The organism is Actinomyces oris (assembly GCF_001937665.1).
Taxonomy (GTDB): domain Bacteria; phylum Actinomycetota; class Actinomycetes; order Actinomycetales; family Actinomycetaceae; genus Actinomyces; species Actinomyces stomatis.
The window spans coordinates 145,839-159,767 of record NZ_MSKL01000006.1; the positions used below are offsets into that span (position 1 = coordinate 145,839).

Genomic DNA, 13,929 nt, shown 5'->3' on the forward strand with positions numbered 1-13,929 from the left:
GCCTCCCGGGTGGGATGCTGCGGCGTCGGGGGCCGTCTCGACGTCGTCGAGGGCGGCGATCAGCCGAGGGTCACTTGGCGCGCTCGAGGATCTCCAGGAGGCGGAAGTGCTTGGTGGCGCTCAGCGGGCGGGTCTCCATGATGGAGACGAGATCGCCGACACCGGCCTCGTTGTTCTCGTCGTGGACCTTGACCTTCTTGGAGCGACGGAGGACCTTGCCGTACAGGGAGTGCTTGTAGCGCTCCTCGACGAGGACGACAACCGTCTTGTCCATCTTGTCGGAGACGACGTAGCCACGACGCACCTTGCGCTGAGGGCGCTCGGTGGACTGCTCGACGTTCTCGGTGCTGGTCTGCTCGCTCACTTGGACTCCTCCGTGCTCGGGGCGGTGCGAATACCGAGCTCACGCTCGCGCACGATCGTGTAGATACGGGCGATGTCGCGACGCACAGCCTTGAGACGTCCGTGGTCCTCGAGCTGGCCGGTCGCCGAGGCGAACCGGAGGTTGAACAGCTCGGCCTTGGCCTTGGAGAGCTCCTCGGAGAGGCGCTCGTTGTCCATGCCGTCGAGGTCGGCGGGGGTCAGGCCCTTGGAACCGATTGCCATCAGACGTCACCACCCTCACGAGTCACGAAACGGGTCTTCATCGGAAGCTTGTGCTGTGCGCGGCGCATGGCCTCGCGGGCGAGGGCCTCGTCGACACCGCCGAGCTCGAACAGGATGCGTCCGGGCTTGACGTTGGCGATCCACCACTCGGGTGCACCCTTACCGGAACCCATACGGGTCTCGGCGGGCTTCTTGGTCAGGGGGCGGTCCGGGAAGATGTTGATCCACACCTTGCCGCCACGCTTGATGTGACGGGTCATGGCGATACGGGCCGCCTCGATCTGGCGGTTGGTGATGTAGGCGGGCTCGAGGGCCTGAATGCCGTACTCACCGAAGGCGATCTGGTTGCCGCCCTTGGAAAGGCCCGTGCGGTGCGGGCGGTGCTGCTTGCGGAACTTGGTCCGGCGGGGGATGAGCACGGCTCAGGCCTCCGTTCCCTGGTCTGCGGCAGCGGTCTCGGCGGCCGGCGTCTGCTCGGCGGCCTGCTGCTGCTCGGTGTTCTGACGCGAACCGCGCTCACCGCGGTCGCCACGACGGCCGCCGCGACGCTCGCCCCGGCCCCGGCCACGGGAGCCGGACTCGGCCTGCTGACGGGCGAACTCACGCTCGGTGATGTCGCCCTTGTAGATCCACACCTTGACGCCGAGGCGGCCGAAGGTGGTCTTGGCCTCGTAGAAGCCGTAGTCGATGTTCGCGCGCAGGGTGTGCAGCGGCACGCGCCCCTCGCGGTAGAACTCGCTGCGGCTCATCTCGGCGCCGCCCAGGCGGCCGGAGCACTGCACCCGGATGCCCTTGGCGCCGGCTCGCATCGCGGACTGCATGCCCTTGCGCATGGCGCGACGGAAGGACACGCGGGAGGCGAGCTGCTCGGCGATGCCCTGGGCGACCAGCTGGGCGTCCAGGTCGGGGCTCTTGACCTCGAGGATGTTGAGCTGGACCTGCTTGCCGGTCAGCTTCTCGAGCTGACCGCGCAGGCGCTCGGCCTCGGCTCCGCGGCGACCGATGACAATGCCGGGACGGGCGGTGTGCAGGTCGACACGCACGCGGTCACGGGTGCGCTCGATGTCGACCTTGGAGATACCTGCCCGCTCCATGCCGTCCTCCATGAGACGGCGGATCTTGACATCCTCCTCCACGAAGTCGCGGTAACGCTGACCGGGCTTGGTGGAGTCGGCGAACCAGCGCGAGCGGTGGTCCGTGGTGATGCCCAGGCGGAACCCGGTCGGGTTGACCTTCTGCCCCATTACCGGGCTCCTTCCTTCGTTGCGGCGTCGGACTTGTCCCCGACGATGACGGTGATGTGGCTGGTCCGCTTGAGGATCCTGCTGGCCCGGCCCTGCGCACGGGGACGGAACCGCTTCAGGGTGGGACCCTCGTCGGCGAACGCCTCGATGATGAACAGGTCGTTCTCGTCGAAACGCTCACCGTCACGCTCAGCCTTGAACCGGGCGTTGGCGATTGCGGACTCGAGGACCTTGCGCACCGGCACCGCAGCGGCCTGCGGGGCGAATCGGAGCACGTTGACGGCCTCGACGGCGCGCTTGCCGCGGACGACGTCCACGACCCGGCGCGCCTTCATCGGCGTGCAGCGCACGTACTTGGCCTGCGCCTTGGCTTCCATGTTCTCTGCCTCTCAAACTTTCCGACGTCCGTCAGCGACGCGACTTGCGGTCGTCCTTGACGTGCCCGCGGAAGGTGCGGGTCGGAGCGAACTCACCGAGCTTGTGGCCCACCATGGACTCGGTAACGAAGACCGGCACGTGCTTGCGACCGTCGTGGACGGCGAAGGTGTGCCCCAGGAAGTCCGGAGTGATGACCGAACGGCGGGACCAGGTCTTAATGACGTTCTTAGTGCCCTTCTCGTTCTGAGCGTCCACCTTCTTGAGGAGGTGGTCGTCGACGAAGGGACCCTTCTTCAGACTACGCGGCATGATTCAGGCTCCTATCAGCGCTTCTTGCCGGTCCGACGACGACGCACGATGAGGCGGTCGCTGGACTTGTTGGGACGGCGGGTGCGGCCCTCGGGCTTGCCCCACGGCGAGACGGGGTGACGACCACCGGAGGTCTTGCCCTCACCACCACCGTGCGGGTGGTCCACCGGGTTCATGACAACACCGCGGACGGTCGGGCGCACGCCCTTCCAGCGCATACGGCCGGCCTTGCCCCAGTTGATGTTGGACTGCTCGGCGTTGCCGACCTCGCCGATGGTGGCGCGGCAGGCGGCCTCCACGTTGCGGATCTCCCCCGAGGGCATGCGCAGCTGCGCGTACTTGCCCTCCTTGGCGACCAGCTGGACGGAGGTGCCGGCGCTGCGAGCGATCTTGGCCCCGCCACCGGGACGCAGCTCGACCGCGTGGACGACCGTACCGGTGGGGATGTGACGCAGCTGCAGGTTGTTGCCGGGCTTGATGTCGGCGCTGGGGCCGGCCTCGACGACGTCGCCCTGACGGAGCTTGTTCGGGGCGATGATGTAGCGCTTCTCGCCGTCCACGTAGTGCAGCAGGGCGATGCGCGCGGTGCGGTTGGGGTCGTACTCGATGTGAGCGACCTTGGCGGGCACGCCGTCCTTGTCGTGACGACGGAAGTCGATGAGACGGTAGGCGCGCTTGTGACCGCCACCCTTGTGGCGGGTGGTGATACGGCCGGAGGAGTTACGTCCACCGGACTTGCTCAGCGGGCGCACCAACGACTTCTCGGGCGTGCTGCGCGTGATCTCCACGAAGTCGGCCACGGAGGAGCCGCGACGACCCGGGGTCGTGGGCTTGTACTTACGGATTCCCATATCGATCCTTTACCTTCCGTGGCGCACTAGGCCACATCACCGAAGATGTCGATGGTCCCCTCGCGCAGGGTGACGATCGCACGGCGGGTGTCCTTGGACTTGCCGATCCCGGTGCGGGTGCGGTGCGTCTTGCCCTTGCGGTTGATGGTGTTCACCGAGGAGACCTTGACATCGAAGATGGCCTCGACGGCCTGCTTGATCTCGGTCTTGTTGGATCCCGGAGCCACGATGAACGTGTACTGGCCACGGTCCATGCAGGCGTAGGACTTCTCGGAGACCACCGGCGCGATGATGACGTCGCGGGGGTTCTTGGACTTCTCGAGGCTCACTTGGACTCCTCCTCACCCTTGCCCAGGAACGCGTCCAGGCCAGAGGCCGTGAAGACGACGTCGTCGGACTTGAGGACGTCGTAGGTGTTGAGCTGGTCTGCCCACAGGACGTGCGCCTCGGGGGCGTTGCGCAGGCTGAGCCTGGACAGGTCGTCCTGACGGTCCACGATCACCAGGGCCTTGCGGTCGGTGAGGTTGCGCAGCGCGACCAGGGCGTTCTTGGTGGAGGGCACCGTGGTGGTGACGAACTCGGTGATGACGTGGACGCGGCCGTTGCGGGCGCGGTCGGACAGGGCGCTGCGCAGGGCGGCGGCCTTCATCTTCTTGGGGGTCCGCTGGGTGTAGTCGCGCGGCTGGGGACCGTGGACGGTGCCACCGCCGACGAACTGCGGGGCGCGGGTCGAGCCCTGGCGGGCGCGGCCGGTGCCCTTCTGGCGGTAGGGCTTGCGGCCACCACCGCGGACGTCGCCGCGGGTCTTGGTGGCGTGGGTGCCCTGGCGGGCCGCGGCCAGCTGGCCGACGACCACCTGGTGCATGAGCGGAATGTTGAGGGGGGCGTCGAAGACCTCGGCGGGCAGCTCGACGCTGCCGGTCTTCTTGCCCGCGGAGTCGACGACGTCGACGGTGAGTGCCTCAGTCATGGTCTCAGGCTCCCTTCACGGCGGTGCGGACGACGACGACCGAGCCCTTGGGGCCGGGGATCGCGCCGTTGACGAGCAGAACGCCCTTGTCAACGTCGACGCCGCGGATCTTGAGGTTCTGGACGGTGCGGCGCGCGTGGCCCATACGGCCGGCCATGCGCAGGCCCTTGAAGATGCGTCCGGGGGTGGCGCAGGCACCGATGGAGCCGGGCTTGCGGTGGTTGCGGTGAGCACCGTGGGAGGCGCCCACACCGGCGAAGCCGTGGCGCTTCATGACACCGGCGAAACCCTTACCCTTGGAGGTCCCGGTGACGTCGACCAGCTGACCGACCTCGAAGGTGTCGGCGGCCAGCTCCTGGCCGGGGGTGAACTCCGGCGCCAGGGAGGTGCGGATCTCCGCCACGTGGCGGCGGGGCTCGACCCCGGCCTTGGCGAAGTGGCCGGCGAGCGGCTTGGTGACCTTGCGGGCGTCGATGTCGCCGAAGGCGAGCTGAACGGCCTCGTAGCCATCGGTCTCGATGGTGCGGACCTGGGTCACGACGTTGGTGTCGACCCGGACGACGGTCACGGGGCGCAGAACCCCGTTCTCGTCCCAGATCTGCGTCATGCCGAGCTTGGTGCCGAGCAGCGCCTTGGCAGGCGCGGCGGCAGCCGGCGTGTTAAGCGTTGTCATGGCAGTCCTCAGAGCTTGATCTCGATGTTGACGTCAGCGGGCAGGTCGAGACGCATGAGCGAGTCGACGGCCTTGGGCGTCGGGTCGACGATGTCGATCAGCCGCTTGTGCGTGCGCATCTCGAAGTGCTCGCGGCTGTCCTTGTACTTGTGCGGCGACCGGATCACGCAGAACACGTTCTTCTCGGTCGGCAGCGGCACCGGGCCCACGACCGTCGCGCCAGCGCGGGTCACGACGTCGACGATCTTGCGCGCCGAGGAATCGATGACCTCGTGGTCGTAGGACTTGAGCCGGATGCGGATCTTCTGTCCCGCCATGGCGCCTAACCTCTCTTGTACTTGCTTCTGGCCGGTCCACGCGCTCGGGCGTGTCGCTTCGGGACGCACGCCACTCCCGTGATGGGAGGTGGTGAACCGGTCTGGACACACGGAAACCCGTTCAGGAGGAACGGGTCCGTCAGAATGAATCCCGGGGAGACCCGGGTCGGCACAACCAGGGGCACGCACGTGCATGCCCTTGGCCGGCCGGATTACGTTATCAGGGCTCGCACGGGCAGCGGAACCCAGGATGGGGCCTAGAGGCTGTGAGTCCGCCCACTGGCCCCCGCGCTCGGGCGTGTCGCGTCCAGCGCCGGGATTTCCGCGGTGTCGATGAGCTCCTGATCATCCCATCGGCCAGAGGACGCCGACAGTGACGCGATCTCCTCCAGAAGCGCCTGGTTCTCCGCCTCGGAGGGCTCCTGTGGGACCGGCAGGTCGGTGAACCACCTCCGAGGCTCGACACCGGCATCCTCGTCCATCCAGATCTGCATCTGCTCGGCCCAGGTCTGCGGACGCGGCTCCTGCTCCTTGTCGCGCGTCCTGGCCAGGGCGCGCTCCGTGGCCCGCGCCGCCACGTAGCCCGAGCGCCACAGGTACAGCCCGACGATGATGAGCCCCGCCACCAGCGCGACGGCCCACCAGGGGAAGTGCGGGATGTCAGGGCGCTTGCCCGCCGCCGCGACGTCCTTGGATGGGGTCGGGTAGACGCGCTCGCCGGTCAGCAGGATGCGGTGGGTGTTGATGCCCAGGGGCGTGCAGGTCACCAGGGTGAGAAGGTCCTTACCCTCCTCAACGCGCAGGGCCTCGGTCTCCTCTGGCTCCACGACCTTGGTGCTGGTGACCCGATAGGTGAGGACCTCCCCGAAGACCTCGACGATGAGACTGTCACCGCTCTTCACCTTGTCCAGGTGGGTGAACATGGTGGCCTCAGCCAGGCCGCGGTGCCCGGTGATGACCGACCGGGTCCCCTCTCCCCCGACCGGCAGGGAAGTGCCCTCCAGGTGCCCCAGGCCCTTGAGCAGAGTGTCCTCGGCCGTGCCGTGGTAGACGGGCAGGTCCAGGGAGATGGAGGGGATCTTGAGACGGGCCATGAGGCCCTCGTTATTGGCCTTGAGGATATTGGCGTACTTCAGGGAGCTGTCCTTGCTGGAGCCGGCACCGGTGGGTACGTGGTTGTTGGCCTCCAGGACCGCGCCGGCGGAGAGCGCCTCGTTGTACGCGTGGGCCTGGGCGATCTGGGTCTTGGCGTCCGGCCGGGCGCCGTCGACCTGAGCCGAGTAGTCGGCGGTCACCTTCGACTGGTTGTACTGAGCCACCCAGGAGGCCGCCGTCGGATAGGTCAGCAGACCCATGCCCACGACCGCCATGATGGAGGTGACCAGGGCTGAGATCGACAGGCGCCAGGCACGGGGACGGCGGTGCTTCTGGGTGATCGAAGCGCGGGTGCGCGGAGTCCGGGCGGTGCGGGGTTTGCGTGGGTTGCGGGAGATCATGGGGCCTCGTGCGCTTCCAGGGTCGGGTATCCGGGGTGGAGATGGTGCGGGGTTGCACATGACGGTGCAGGCGCTCGACGGATCGAGGATCGCCGAGTGCCTGCACCGTTTCCGCTCAGGCCGAGACCTGACGATCGAGACATGTTCAGAACACGGTCATGACGCGGTCGAAGTGAGGCCTGCGCGGTCGCAGCTGCCTGCTGAGGCCCGTGAGCCTCAGCAGGCAGCGATTGTCATCAGGCGGAGAGCTCCGCGTTCCGCTTGCGCTCGCGGTAGCGGGCCACGAGGACGGAGCCGACGGCGATCATCAGCAGGGCCGCGCCGGAGGCGGTCAGGATGAGCATGCCGTTGGCACCGGTCAGGGGCAGACCCGGAACCGTCTGCTTGACGTTGTCGATCACGACCTGCTGCGTCACACCAGCTCCAGGCTCCACGGTGATGGCCCGACTGGCGTTTGCGGGAAGCACGTAGCCGGCAGGAGCCTTGGTCTCCACCAGAACGTAGCAACGGTGGGCCGCATCCACCTGGTTGTCACGACCGGCATCCTGGACGGAGTCGGAGACGAACAGGGCCTTGAAGTTGATAGTGCCGCCCTCACCAGTCGTGAAGGTGTTCTCACCGTTAATGGTGAGGGGCTGCCCATCGGCCTCCGGGGAGCATGTGTCCGCGTAGGCCTCCTTGGCCTTGTAGATCTGGAACTCAGCGCCCTTGAGGCCTTCCTTGTCGCCCGACCGGTCGTTGCCGTCAACCTTCTTGATCGTCAGGTCGCCCCACTTCGAGGTCACCTGTTCGGTCGTCGGAGGGTTGTCGGGGTCGGCGGGAGGCGTCTCAGGTGTCGGGGGCTGCTCGTCGTAGGTCGTGTCGGAGATGAGCTGGGCCGTGTTGTTGATGCTGCCGTCGCCGATTTCGGAGACGACTCCCTCAAAGACCGCCTGAAGCTTCTGACCCGGATTGCCCTTGAGCTTGTTCAGACCATTCTGGGTGAAGGTCACGGTCACGGTCTGCCCGGCGGTGCCCAGGCCGTAGTCGGTGCCCTCATTCAGCCGCGTCTCGCCGAGGGTGACGTCTGTCGCCGTTACCTGCTTCAGACGATTGTCCAGGGTGTCCTTGAACTGGTAGTACTTGTAGTAGGAATTGTTACCCAGCTTCGGCAGCGTCGAGGAGACCGGGAAGCGGACCTTGGACCCGACGACGTAGCCGTTGTTCCTCTGGTTCTCGATGGTCTTGGCGACCTCGATCTTCTCGTTCTTGGGGTAGACGTGGACGTCGTAGAGCCACGTTCCATCCGCCTTCGCGGCAGTGTTCGGGTGAGGAATCGTCACCACGAAGGGCTTGGCCTTCTGGACGATGTTGCCAGGAGTCTTGGTCTCGCACACGAGATAGGCCTTGACCGGCAGGCTCTCGATCTTGGCCTGTCCGTCGCGATCAGTGTCGCCCGAGACCCTGCTCGGGCCGAAGGTGTAGTTGGGGAGCGTCGGCTGCCCAGGGGTGGCGCAGGCGTTGTCAGGGATCGCTCCGGTGTTGGTCAGGGCGTTGACCTTGGTCCATCCCTCTGAGGTCTTCAGGTCGATCCCATTGATCTCGTAGGCCGTGAACTGCACTCCGGAGACCGGTGCACCTTTGCCATCGTCGTTGGAAGCAGTGCCGTCAGGAGCACCGATGGGGTTGCCGTCTCCGGTGAGGTGCTTGTGGATGGTGAGGGAGCCTAACGCCTCGGTGTTGATGTCTCCGTGGTTGGCGTTCTCGGCCTGAGCCATGGGGGCCAGACCAAGCACGGCCAGGGTGAGGACACCGGCTGTGGCTGCAGCCCGACGCCCCAGCTTGCTGGCGTTGTACTTCATGGGTTGGGATTTCCTTTCACTGTGCGCCGCCGGGGAAGGCTGCGCATGACAGGGTTAAATCGGGAGCGTGTTCTCCAGCAAACACGTCCGTCTCGTCCGACGGCACCAACGGAACAACGTTGCAACCGCCTGTTCACAAGCGTTGACACCCACACCTGGGCACCGTCGATAAACTAGCCCAAGAAACCGAGAGAAACCGTGCCGGTAATAGATCTGAAATCGTCCGTTACTGCATTGCGATGCCTTTTATTACGGCGGCATCACACCCACGCATTATTGATGTCACTATTACTACTATTCGTGCCGTCGGTAGGGCGTCACCCCTCGGTTCAAGGACACAAAAGACCTCCCCGGTCAGAGCAACTGCTCTGACCGGGGAGGTCTGGTGCTACGCGGAGGCGCGGAGCGTCAGTGGGTCACTTGATGACCTTGGTGACGCGGCCGGAGCCGACGGTGCGGCCACCCTCACGGATGGCGAAGCCGAGGCCCTCCTCCATGGCGATGGGCTGGATGAGCTGGACGCTCATCTCGGTGGTGTCACCGGGCATGACCATCTCGGTGCCCTCGGGCAGGGTGATGACACCGGTGACGTCCGTGGTCCGGAAGTAGAACTGCGGACGGTAGTTCGAGTAGAAGGGGTTGTGGCGGCCGCCCTCGTCCTTGGTGAGGATGTAGACGTGGCCCTCGAACTCGGTGTGCGGGGTGATGGAGCCGGGCTTGCAGATGACCTGACCGCGCTCGACGTCCTCGCGGCGGGTGCCGCGCAGGAGCAGACCGCAGTTCTCGCCGGCCCAGGCCTCGTCCATCTGCTTGTGGAACATCTCGATACCGGTGACCGTGGTCTTCTGGGCCTCGCGGATACCGAGGATCTCGACCTCGGAGTTGATCGGGAGCTTGCCGCGCTCCACACGACCGGTGACGACGGTGCCGCGACCGGTGATGGTGAAGACGTCCTCGATGGGCATGAGGAAGGGCTTGTCCATGTCACGCTCGGGGGTGGGGATGAAGTCATCCACCGCGTCCATGAGCTCCTTGATCTTGGCGGCCCACTCGGCGTCGCCCTCGAGGGCCTTGAGAGCGGAGACACGGATGACGGGAGCCTCGTCGCCGTCGTAGTCCTGGGAGGACAGGAGCTCGCGCACCTCCATCTCAACCAGGTCGAGGAGCTCCTCGTCGTCCACCATGTCGGACTTGTTGAGGGCCACGAGGAGGGCGGGGACGCCCACCTGGCGGGCGAGCAGGACGTGCTCGCGGGTCTGGGCCATCGGGCCGTCGGTGGCGGCGACCACGAGGATCGCGCCATCCATCTGGGCGGCACCGGTGATCATGTTCTTGATGTAGTCGGCGTGCCCGGGGGCGTCGACGTGCGCATAGTGGCGCTTGTCGGTCTCGTACTCGACGTGCGCGATGTTGATGGTGATACCGCGCTGACGCTCCTCAGGAGCCTTGTCGATCTCGTCGAAGGGGGTGAAGGGGTTCAGCTCGGGGTACTCGTCGTGCAGAACCTTGGAGATCGCAGCGGTCAGCGTCGTCTTACCGTGGTCGACGTGACCGATCGTTCCGATGTTGACGTGCGGCTTGGTCCGCTCGAACTTGGCCTTGGCCACTGGTGTCCTCCTGGGACTCGGGTAGTTCTCTTCGTCGGGATTCGACTAGCACACATGCTAGCCGCCCGGGCGTCGAGAGTCTCTACTGGTGGATGTTGGAAATCTTACTGAACTGGGTCCCGGTCGGCGCCCGAGGGGCACCGCCGGGCCGGGGCCCGCCACGGTTGCGTGCAGCCGCCGCGGACCCCGGTGCGAGGGCGTCAGGCGCCCTTGACCTTGGCGATGATCTCGTCGGCGACGTTCTTGGGAACCTCGGCGTACGAGTCGAAGGTCATGGAGTACACGGCACGTCCCTGCGTCTTGGAACGCAGGTCACCGACGTAGCCGAACATCTCCGACAGGGGCACGTTGGCGCGGATGACCTTGACGCCGACGGCGTCCTCCATCGAGGCGATCATGCCGCGACGGGAGTTGAGGTCACCGATGACGTCGCCCATGTACTCCTCGGGAGTACGGACCTCGACGGCCATGACGGGCTCGAGGAGGACCGGCGAGGCCTTCTTGGCACCCTCCTTGAACGCCATGGAGCCGGCGATCTTGAAGGCCATCTCGGAGGAGTCGACCTCGTGGTAGGCGCCGTCGATGAGGGTGGCCTTGATGTCCACCATCGGGTAGCCGGCCAGGACACCGGTGAGCATGGCGTCCTGGACCCCGGCGTCCACGCTGGGGATGTACTCACGGGGCACGCGACCACCGGTGACGGCGTTGGCGAACTCGTAGTGCGCCTTCTCGCCGTCGGCGGCCTCGGCTGCCTCGTCGACCACGAGGGGCTCGAAGCTCATCTGCACCTTGGCGAACTGGCCGGAACCACCCGTCTGCTTCTTGTGGGTGTACTCGACCTTGTCCACCTTCTTGCGGATGGTCTCGCGGTAGGCGACCTGCGGGGCGCCCACGTTGGCCTCGACCTTGAACTCGCGGCGCATGCGGTCCACGAACACGTCCAGGTGGAGCTCGCCCATACCGCCGATGACGGTCTGGCCGGTCTCCTCGTCGAGGGAGACGGTGAAGGTGGGGTCCTCCTCGGAGAGCTTCTGGATGGCGACGCTCAGCTTCTCCTGGTCACCCTTGGTCTTGGGCTCGATGGCCACGTGGATGACCGGGTCCGGGAATGTCATGGACTCCAGGATGATCGGGGAGTCCTGGGCGCACAGGGTGTCGCCGGTGGTGACGTCCTTGAGGCCGATGAGGGCGTAGATGTGGCCGGCGTGGGCCTCCTCCACCGGGTTCTCCTTGTTGGAGTGCATCTGGAAGAGCTTCCCGATGCGCTCCTTCTTGCCCTTGGTGGCGTTGAGGACCATGTCGCCCTGGGAGACCTTGCCGGAGTAGACGCGCACGTAGACGAGCTTGCCGTAGAAGGGGTGGGTGGCCACCTTGGAGGCCAGGGCGGCGAAGGGGGCCTTCTCATCGGCCGGACGGGTGAGCACCTCCTCCTCGTTACCGACGGCGTGGCCCTCGACGTCGGGGACATCGAGCGGGGAGGGCAGGTAGTCGAGGACGGCGTCGAGCACGGGCTGGATGCCCTTGTTCTTGAAGGCGGACCCGGCCAGGACCGGGAAGGCCTCACCGGCCACGGTGAGCTTGCGGATACCGGCCTTGAGCTCGGCGACGCTGAGCTCCTCGCCCTCCAGGTACTTCTCCATGAGGGTGTCGTCGGCCTCGGCGACCGTCTCGACCAGCTGACCGCGCAGCTCCTCGGCCTTGGCGACCAGCTCGGAGGGGATCTCCTCGTACTCGACGACGGAGCCGCGGGTGTCCTTGCCGTCGGCGTCCTTCTCGGGGAAGCGGATGGCCCGCATCTCCAGGACGTCGACGAGGCCGGAGAACTCGTTCTCGGCGCCGATCGGGAAGTTGAGGACGATCGGGGTGGCGTGGAGGCGGTCACGGATGGTCTGGACGGAGAAGTCGAAGTCGGCGCCCAGCTTGTCCATCTTGTTGATGTAGCAGATGCGCGGGACGTTGTACTTGTCCGCCTGGCGCCACACCGTCTCGGACTGCGGCTCGACGCCCTCCTTGCCGTCGAAGACCGCGACGGCGCCGTCGAGCACGCGCAGGGAGCGCTCGACCTCGACCGTGAAGTCCACGTGGCCGGGGGTGTCGATGATGTTGATCTGGTTGTTCTTCCAGAAGCAGGTGGTGGCCGCGGAGGTGATGGTGATACCGCGCTCCTGCTCCTGCTCCATCCAGTCCATCGTCGAGGCGCCGTCGTGCGTCTCGCCGATCTTGTAGTTGATGCCCGTGTAGAACAGGATGCGCTCTGTCACGGTGGTCTTACCGGCATCGATGTGGGCCATGATGCCGATGTTGCGGACCTTGGTGAGGTCTGTCAGCACGTCAAGTGCCACTGGTGGTGTCCTTCGTTCGAGTGGGGTACGGAGCTGCTACCGGCACTACCAGCGGTAGTGGGCGAAGGCCTTGTTGGACTCGGCCATGCGGTGCATGTCCTCGCGGCGCTTGACCGCGGCGCCCAGGCCGTTGGAGGCGTCGAGAATCTCGTTCATGAGACGCTCGGTCATGGTGTTCTCGCGGCGCTGGCGGGAGAAGTCCACGAGCCAGCGCAGAGCCAGGGTAGTGGCGCGGCCCGGGCGGACCTCGACGGGCACCTGGTAGGTGGCGCCACCGACGCGACGGGAGCGGACCTCCAGGGCGGGGCGGATGTTGTCCAGAGCACGCTTGAGGACCGAGACCGGGTCCTGGTCCGTCTTGGAGCGCACGCCCTCGAGGGCGCCGTAGACGATCCGCTCAGCGGTGGACTTCTTGCCGTCCAGCAGGACACGGTTGACGAGCTGGGTGACGACCGGCGAGCCGTAGACGGGGTCGACGACGAGCGGGCGCTTGGGTGCGGGACCCTTACGAGGCATTACTTCTTCTCCTTCTTGGCGCCGTACTTGGAACGTGCCTGCTGGCGGCCCTTGACACCCTGGGTGTCGAGGGCGCCGCGCACGATGTGGTAGCGGACACCGGGAAGGTCCTTCACACGACCACCGCGCACGAGCACGATGGAGTGCTCCTGGAGGTTGTGGCCCTCACCGGGGATGTAGGCCGTGACCTCGATACCGGTGGACAGGCGCACACGGGCGACCTTACGGAGGGCGGAGTTCGGCTTCTTGGGGGTCGTGGTGTACACGCGGGTGCACACGCCACGGCGCTGCGGACTGGCCTTGAGCGCCGGCGTCTTGGACGCAGAGCGCTTCGTCGAGCGGCCCTTGCGGACCAGCTGCTGAATGGTAGGCACTACTGATTCTCCATTGGGACGTGAGTCTGTATCTGGCTGCTGCCTGCGTGCCGGGCCGCTCCCCCATCGGTGGCTCGACGGCGCACGCCACCGCGGAGAGGGCCGGCCCGCCGGGATCGGGATGACCCGATGACGACGTCCGGAGCCCCGCAGTATGGGGCCCGTCGGTTCCCGCCGCGGCAGACCCGCGTCACGATGTCGAGCGGAGCCGGCAGGCCGTGAGGGCCCGAGCCGGAGCCGACGTCGCTGGGAACGGAATGGAGATGCGGTGACCCGTCTGCGGGCACCGCCGGCCAGGCTACCCGCCTGTCACATCAGGGCGCCAGGGTAGGACCGACGGAGGAGGCGTGGTGCTGGACACGTAAGGATGGTGAGCACTCTGCGGGATAAGGGTGTCGGGGCCGC

Annotated in this window: 17 protein-coding genes; all 17 read right to left on the reverse strand. The window is 66.4% G+C overall.

The genetic code is table 11. The features are described from left to right. Positions 1–70 precede the first annotated feature (70 nt). The 17 genes from rpsQ to rpsL all read right to left on the reverse strand — a co-directional run bounded on the left by rpsQ (position 71) and on the right by rpsL (position 13,524). Positions 71–364, reverse strand: coding sequence for a 30S ribosomal protein S17 (gene rpsQ, locus BKH28_RS02610; protein ID WP_003789301.1), 294 nt, complete (start codon positions 362–364; stop codon positions 71–73). Further along, positions 361–606 carry a 50S ribosomal protein L29 gene (rpmC, locus tag BKH28_RS02615; RefSeq protein ID WP_009403578.1) on the reverse strand — a complete coding sequence of 82 codons (246 nt, stop codon included), beginning with the start codon at positions 604–606 and terminating at the stop codon, positions 361–363. The genes rpsQ and rpmC overlap by 4 nt, the downstream gene beginning before the upstream one ends. Then, positions 606–1,025, reverse strand: a complete 420-nt coding sequence (rplP, locus tag BKH28_RS02620) for a 50S ribosomal protein L16 (RefSeq protein ID WP_003781881.1) — start codon at positions 1,023–1,025, stop codon at positions 606–608. The genes rpmC and rplP overlap by 1 nt, the downstream gene beginning before the upstream one ends. Positions 1,026–1,028: 3 nt before the next feature. Next, positions 1,029–1,850: a 30S ribosomal protein S3 gene (gene rpsC, locus BKH28_RS02625; protein WP_003789299.1), complete on the reverse strand. Its 822-nt coding sequence runs from the start codon at positions 1,848–1,850 to the stop codon at positions 1,029–1,031. Beyond that, positions 1,850–2,227 (reverse strand): 50S ribosomal protein L22, encoded by a 378-nt coding sequence (rplV, locus tag BKH28_RS02630; protein ID WP_003789298.1) that lies wholly within the window; start codon positions 2,225–2,227, stop codon positions 1,850–1,852. Before rplV ends, rpsC begins: the two co-directional genes overlap by 1 nt. A gap of 31 nt (positions 2,228–2,258) precedes the next feature. Further along, entirely contained in the window at positions 2,259–2,537 is a 279-nt protein-coding gene (gene rpsS / locus BKH28_RS02635; RefSeq protein WP_003786073.1) for a 30S ribosomal protein S19, read from the reverse strand. A 14-nt stretch (positions 2,538–2,551) separates the two neighbouring features. Beyond that, complete coding sequence (gene rplB / locus BKH28_RS02640) at positions 2,552–3,388, reverse strand: 50S ribosomal protein L2 (protein ID WP_009397492.1); 837 nt, start codon at positions 3,386–3,388, stop codon at positions 2,552–2,554. A 26-nt stretch (positions 3,389–3,414) separates the two neighbouring features. Further along, entirely contained in the window at positions 3,415–3,717 is a 303-nt protein-coding gene (gene rplW, locus BKH28_RS02645) for a 50S ribosomal protein L23 (protein ID WP_003786064.1), read from the reverse strand. Then, positions 3,714–4,358 (reverse strand): 50S ribosomal protein L4, encoded by a 645-nt coding sequence (rplD, locus tag BKH28_RS02650; RefSeq protein WP_009403568.1) that lies wholly within the window; start codon positions 4,356–4,358, stop codon positions 3,714–3,716. Before rplD ends, rplW begins: the two co-directional genes overlap by 4 nt. A gap of 4 nt (positions 4,359–4,362) precedes the next feature. Beyond that, positions 4,363–5,031 carry a 50S ribosomal protein L3 gene (gene rplC / locus BKH28_RS02655; protein ID WP_075417359.1) on the reverse strand — a complete coding sequence of 223 codons (669 nt, stop codon included), beginning with the start codon at positions 5,029–5,031 and terminating at the stop codon, positions 4,363–4,365. A gap of 8 nt (positions 5,032–5,039) precedes the next feature. Next, positions 5,040–5,348 carry a 30S ribosomal protein S10 gene (rpsJ, locus tag BKH28_RS02660; RefSeq protein ID WP_003786051.1) on the reverse strand — a complete coding sequence of 103 codons (309 nt, stop codon included), beginning with the start codon at positions 5,346–5,348 and terminating at the stop codon, positions 5,040–5,042. A 257-nt stretch (positions 5,349–5,605) separates the two neighbouring features. Next, a complete protein-coding gene (locus BKH28_RS02665) occupies positions 5,606–6,844 on the reverse strand; it encodes a class C sortase (RefSeq protein ID WP_075417360.1) in 1,239 nt (412 codons plus the stop codon). A 236-nt stretch (positions 6,845–7,080) separates the two neighbouring features. Continuing rightward, a complete protein-coding gene (locus BKH28_RS02670) occupies positions 7,081–8,685 on the reverse strand; it encodes a SpaH/EbpB family LPXTG-anchored major pilin (protein ID WP_075417361.1) in 1,605 nt (534 codons plus the stop codon). A 416-nt stretch (positions 8,686–9,101) separates the two neighbouring features. Continuing rightward, positions 9,102–10,292 (reverse strand): elongation factor Tu, encoded by a 1,191-nt coding sequence (gene tuf / locus BKH28_RS02675; protein ID WP_009394384.1) that lies wholly within the window; start codon positions 10,290–10,292, stop codon positions 9,102–9,104. Positions 10,293–10,492: 200 nt separating this feature from the next. After that, positions 10,493–12,634, reverse strand: coding sequence for an elongation factor G (gene fusA, locus BKH28_RS02680; protein ID WP_075417362.1), 2,142 nt, complete (start codon positions 12,632–12,634; stop codon positions 10,493–10,495). Positions 12,635–12,679: 45 nt separating this feature from the next. After that, positions 12,680–13,150, reverse strand: coding sequence for a 30S ribosomal protein S7 (gene rpsG, locus BKH28_RS02685; RefSeq protein ID WP_003786052.1), 471 nt, complete (start codon positions 13,148–13,150; stop codon positions 12,680–12,682). After that, a complete protein-coding gene (gene rpsL / locus BKH28_RS02690) occupies positions 13,150–13,524 on the reverse strand; it encodes a 30S ribosomal protein S12 (RefSeq protein ID WP_003786082.1) in 375 nt (124 codons plus the stop codon). The genes rpsG and rpsL overlap by 1 nt, the downstream gene beginning before the upstream one ends. Positions 13,525–13,929: the final 405 nt, after the last annotated feature.

Bases quoted from the DNA above. Each gene is read 5' to 3' on its own strand.
- rpmC (WP_009403578.1), bottom strand. From the start codon at position 606: ATGGCAATCGGTTCCAAGGGCCTGACCCCCGCCGACCTCGACGGCATG.
- rpsC (WP_003789299.1), bottom strand. From the start codon at position 1,850: ATGGGGCAGAAGGTCAACCCGACCGGGTTCCGCCTGGGCATCACCACG.
- rplV (WP_003789298.1), bottom strand. From the start codon at position 2,227: ATGGAAGCCAAGGCGCAGGCCAAGTACGTGCGCTGCACGCCGATGAAG.
- rpsS (WP_003786073.1), bottom strand. From the start codon at position 2,537: ATGCCGCGTAGTCTGAAGAAGGGTCCCTTCGTCGACGACCACCTCCTC.
- rplB (WP_009397492.1), bottom strand. From the start codon at position 3,388: ATGGGAATCCGTAAGTACAAGCCCACGACCCCGGGTCGTCGCGGCTCC.
- rplD (WP_009403568.1), bottom strand. From the start codon at position 4,358: ATGACTGAGGCACTCACCGTCGACGTCGTCGACTCCGCGGGCAAGAAG.
- rplC (WP_075417359.1), bottom strand. From the start codon at position 5,031: ATGACAACGCTTAACACGCCGGCTGCCGCCGCGCCTGCCAAGGCGCTG.
- rpsJ (WP_003786051.1), bottom strand. From the start codon at position 5,348: ATGGCGGGACAGAAGATCCGCATCCGGCTCAAGTCCTACGACCACGAG.
- BKH28_RS02665 (WP_075417360.1), bottom strand. From the start codon at position 6,844: ATGATCTCCCGCAACCCACGCAAACCCCGCACCGCCCGGACTCCGCGC.
- BKH28_RS02670 (WP_075417361.1), bottom strand. From the start codon at position 8,685: ATGAAGTACAACGCCAGCAAGCTGGGGCGTCGGGCTGCAGCCACAGCC.
- rpsG (WP_003786052.1), bottom strand. From the start codon at position 13,150: ATGCCTCGTAAGGGTCCCGCACCCAAGCGCCCGCTCGTCGTCGACCCC.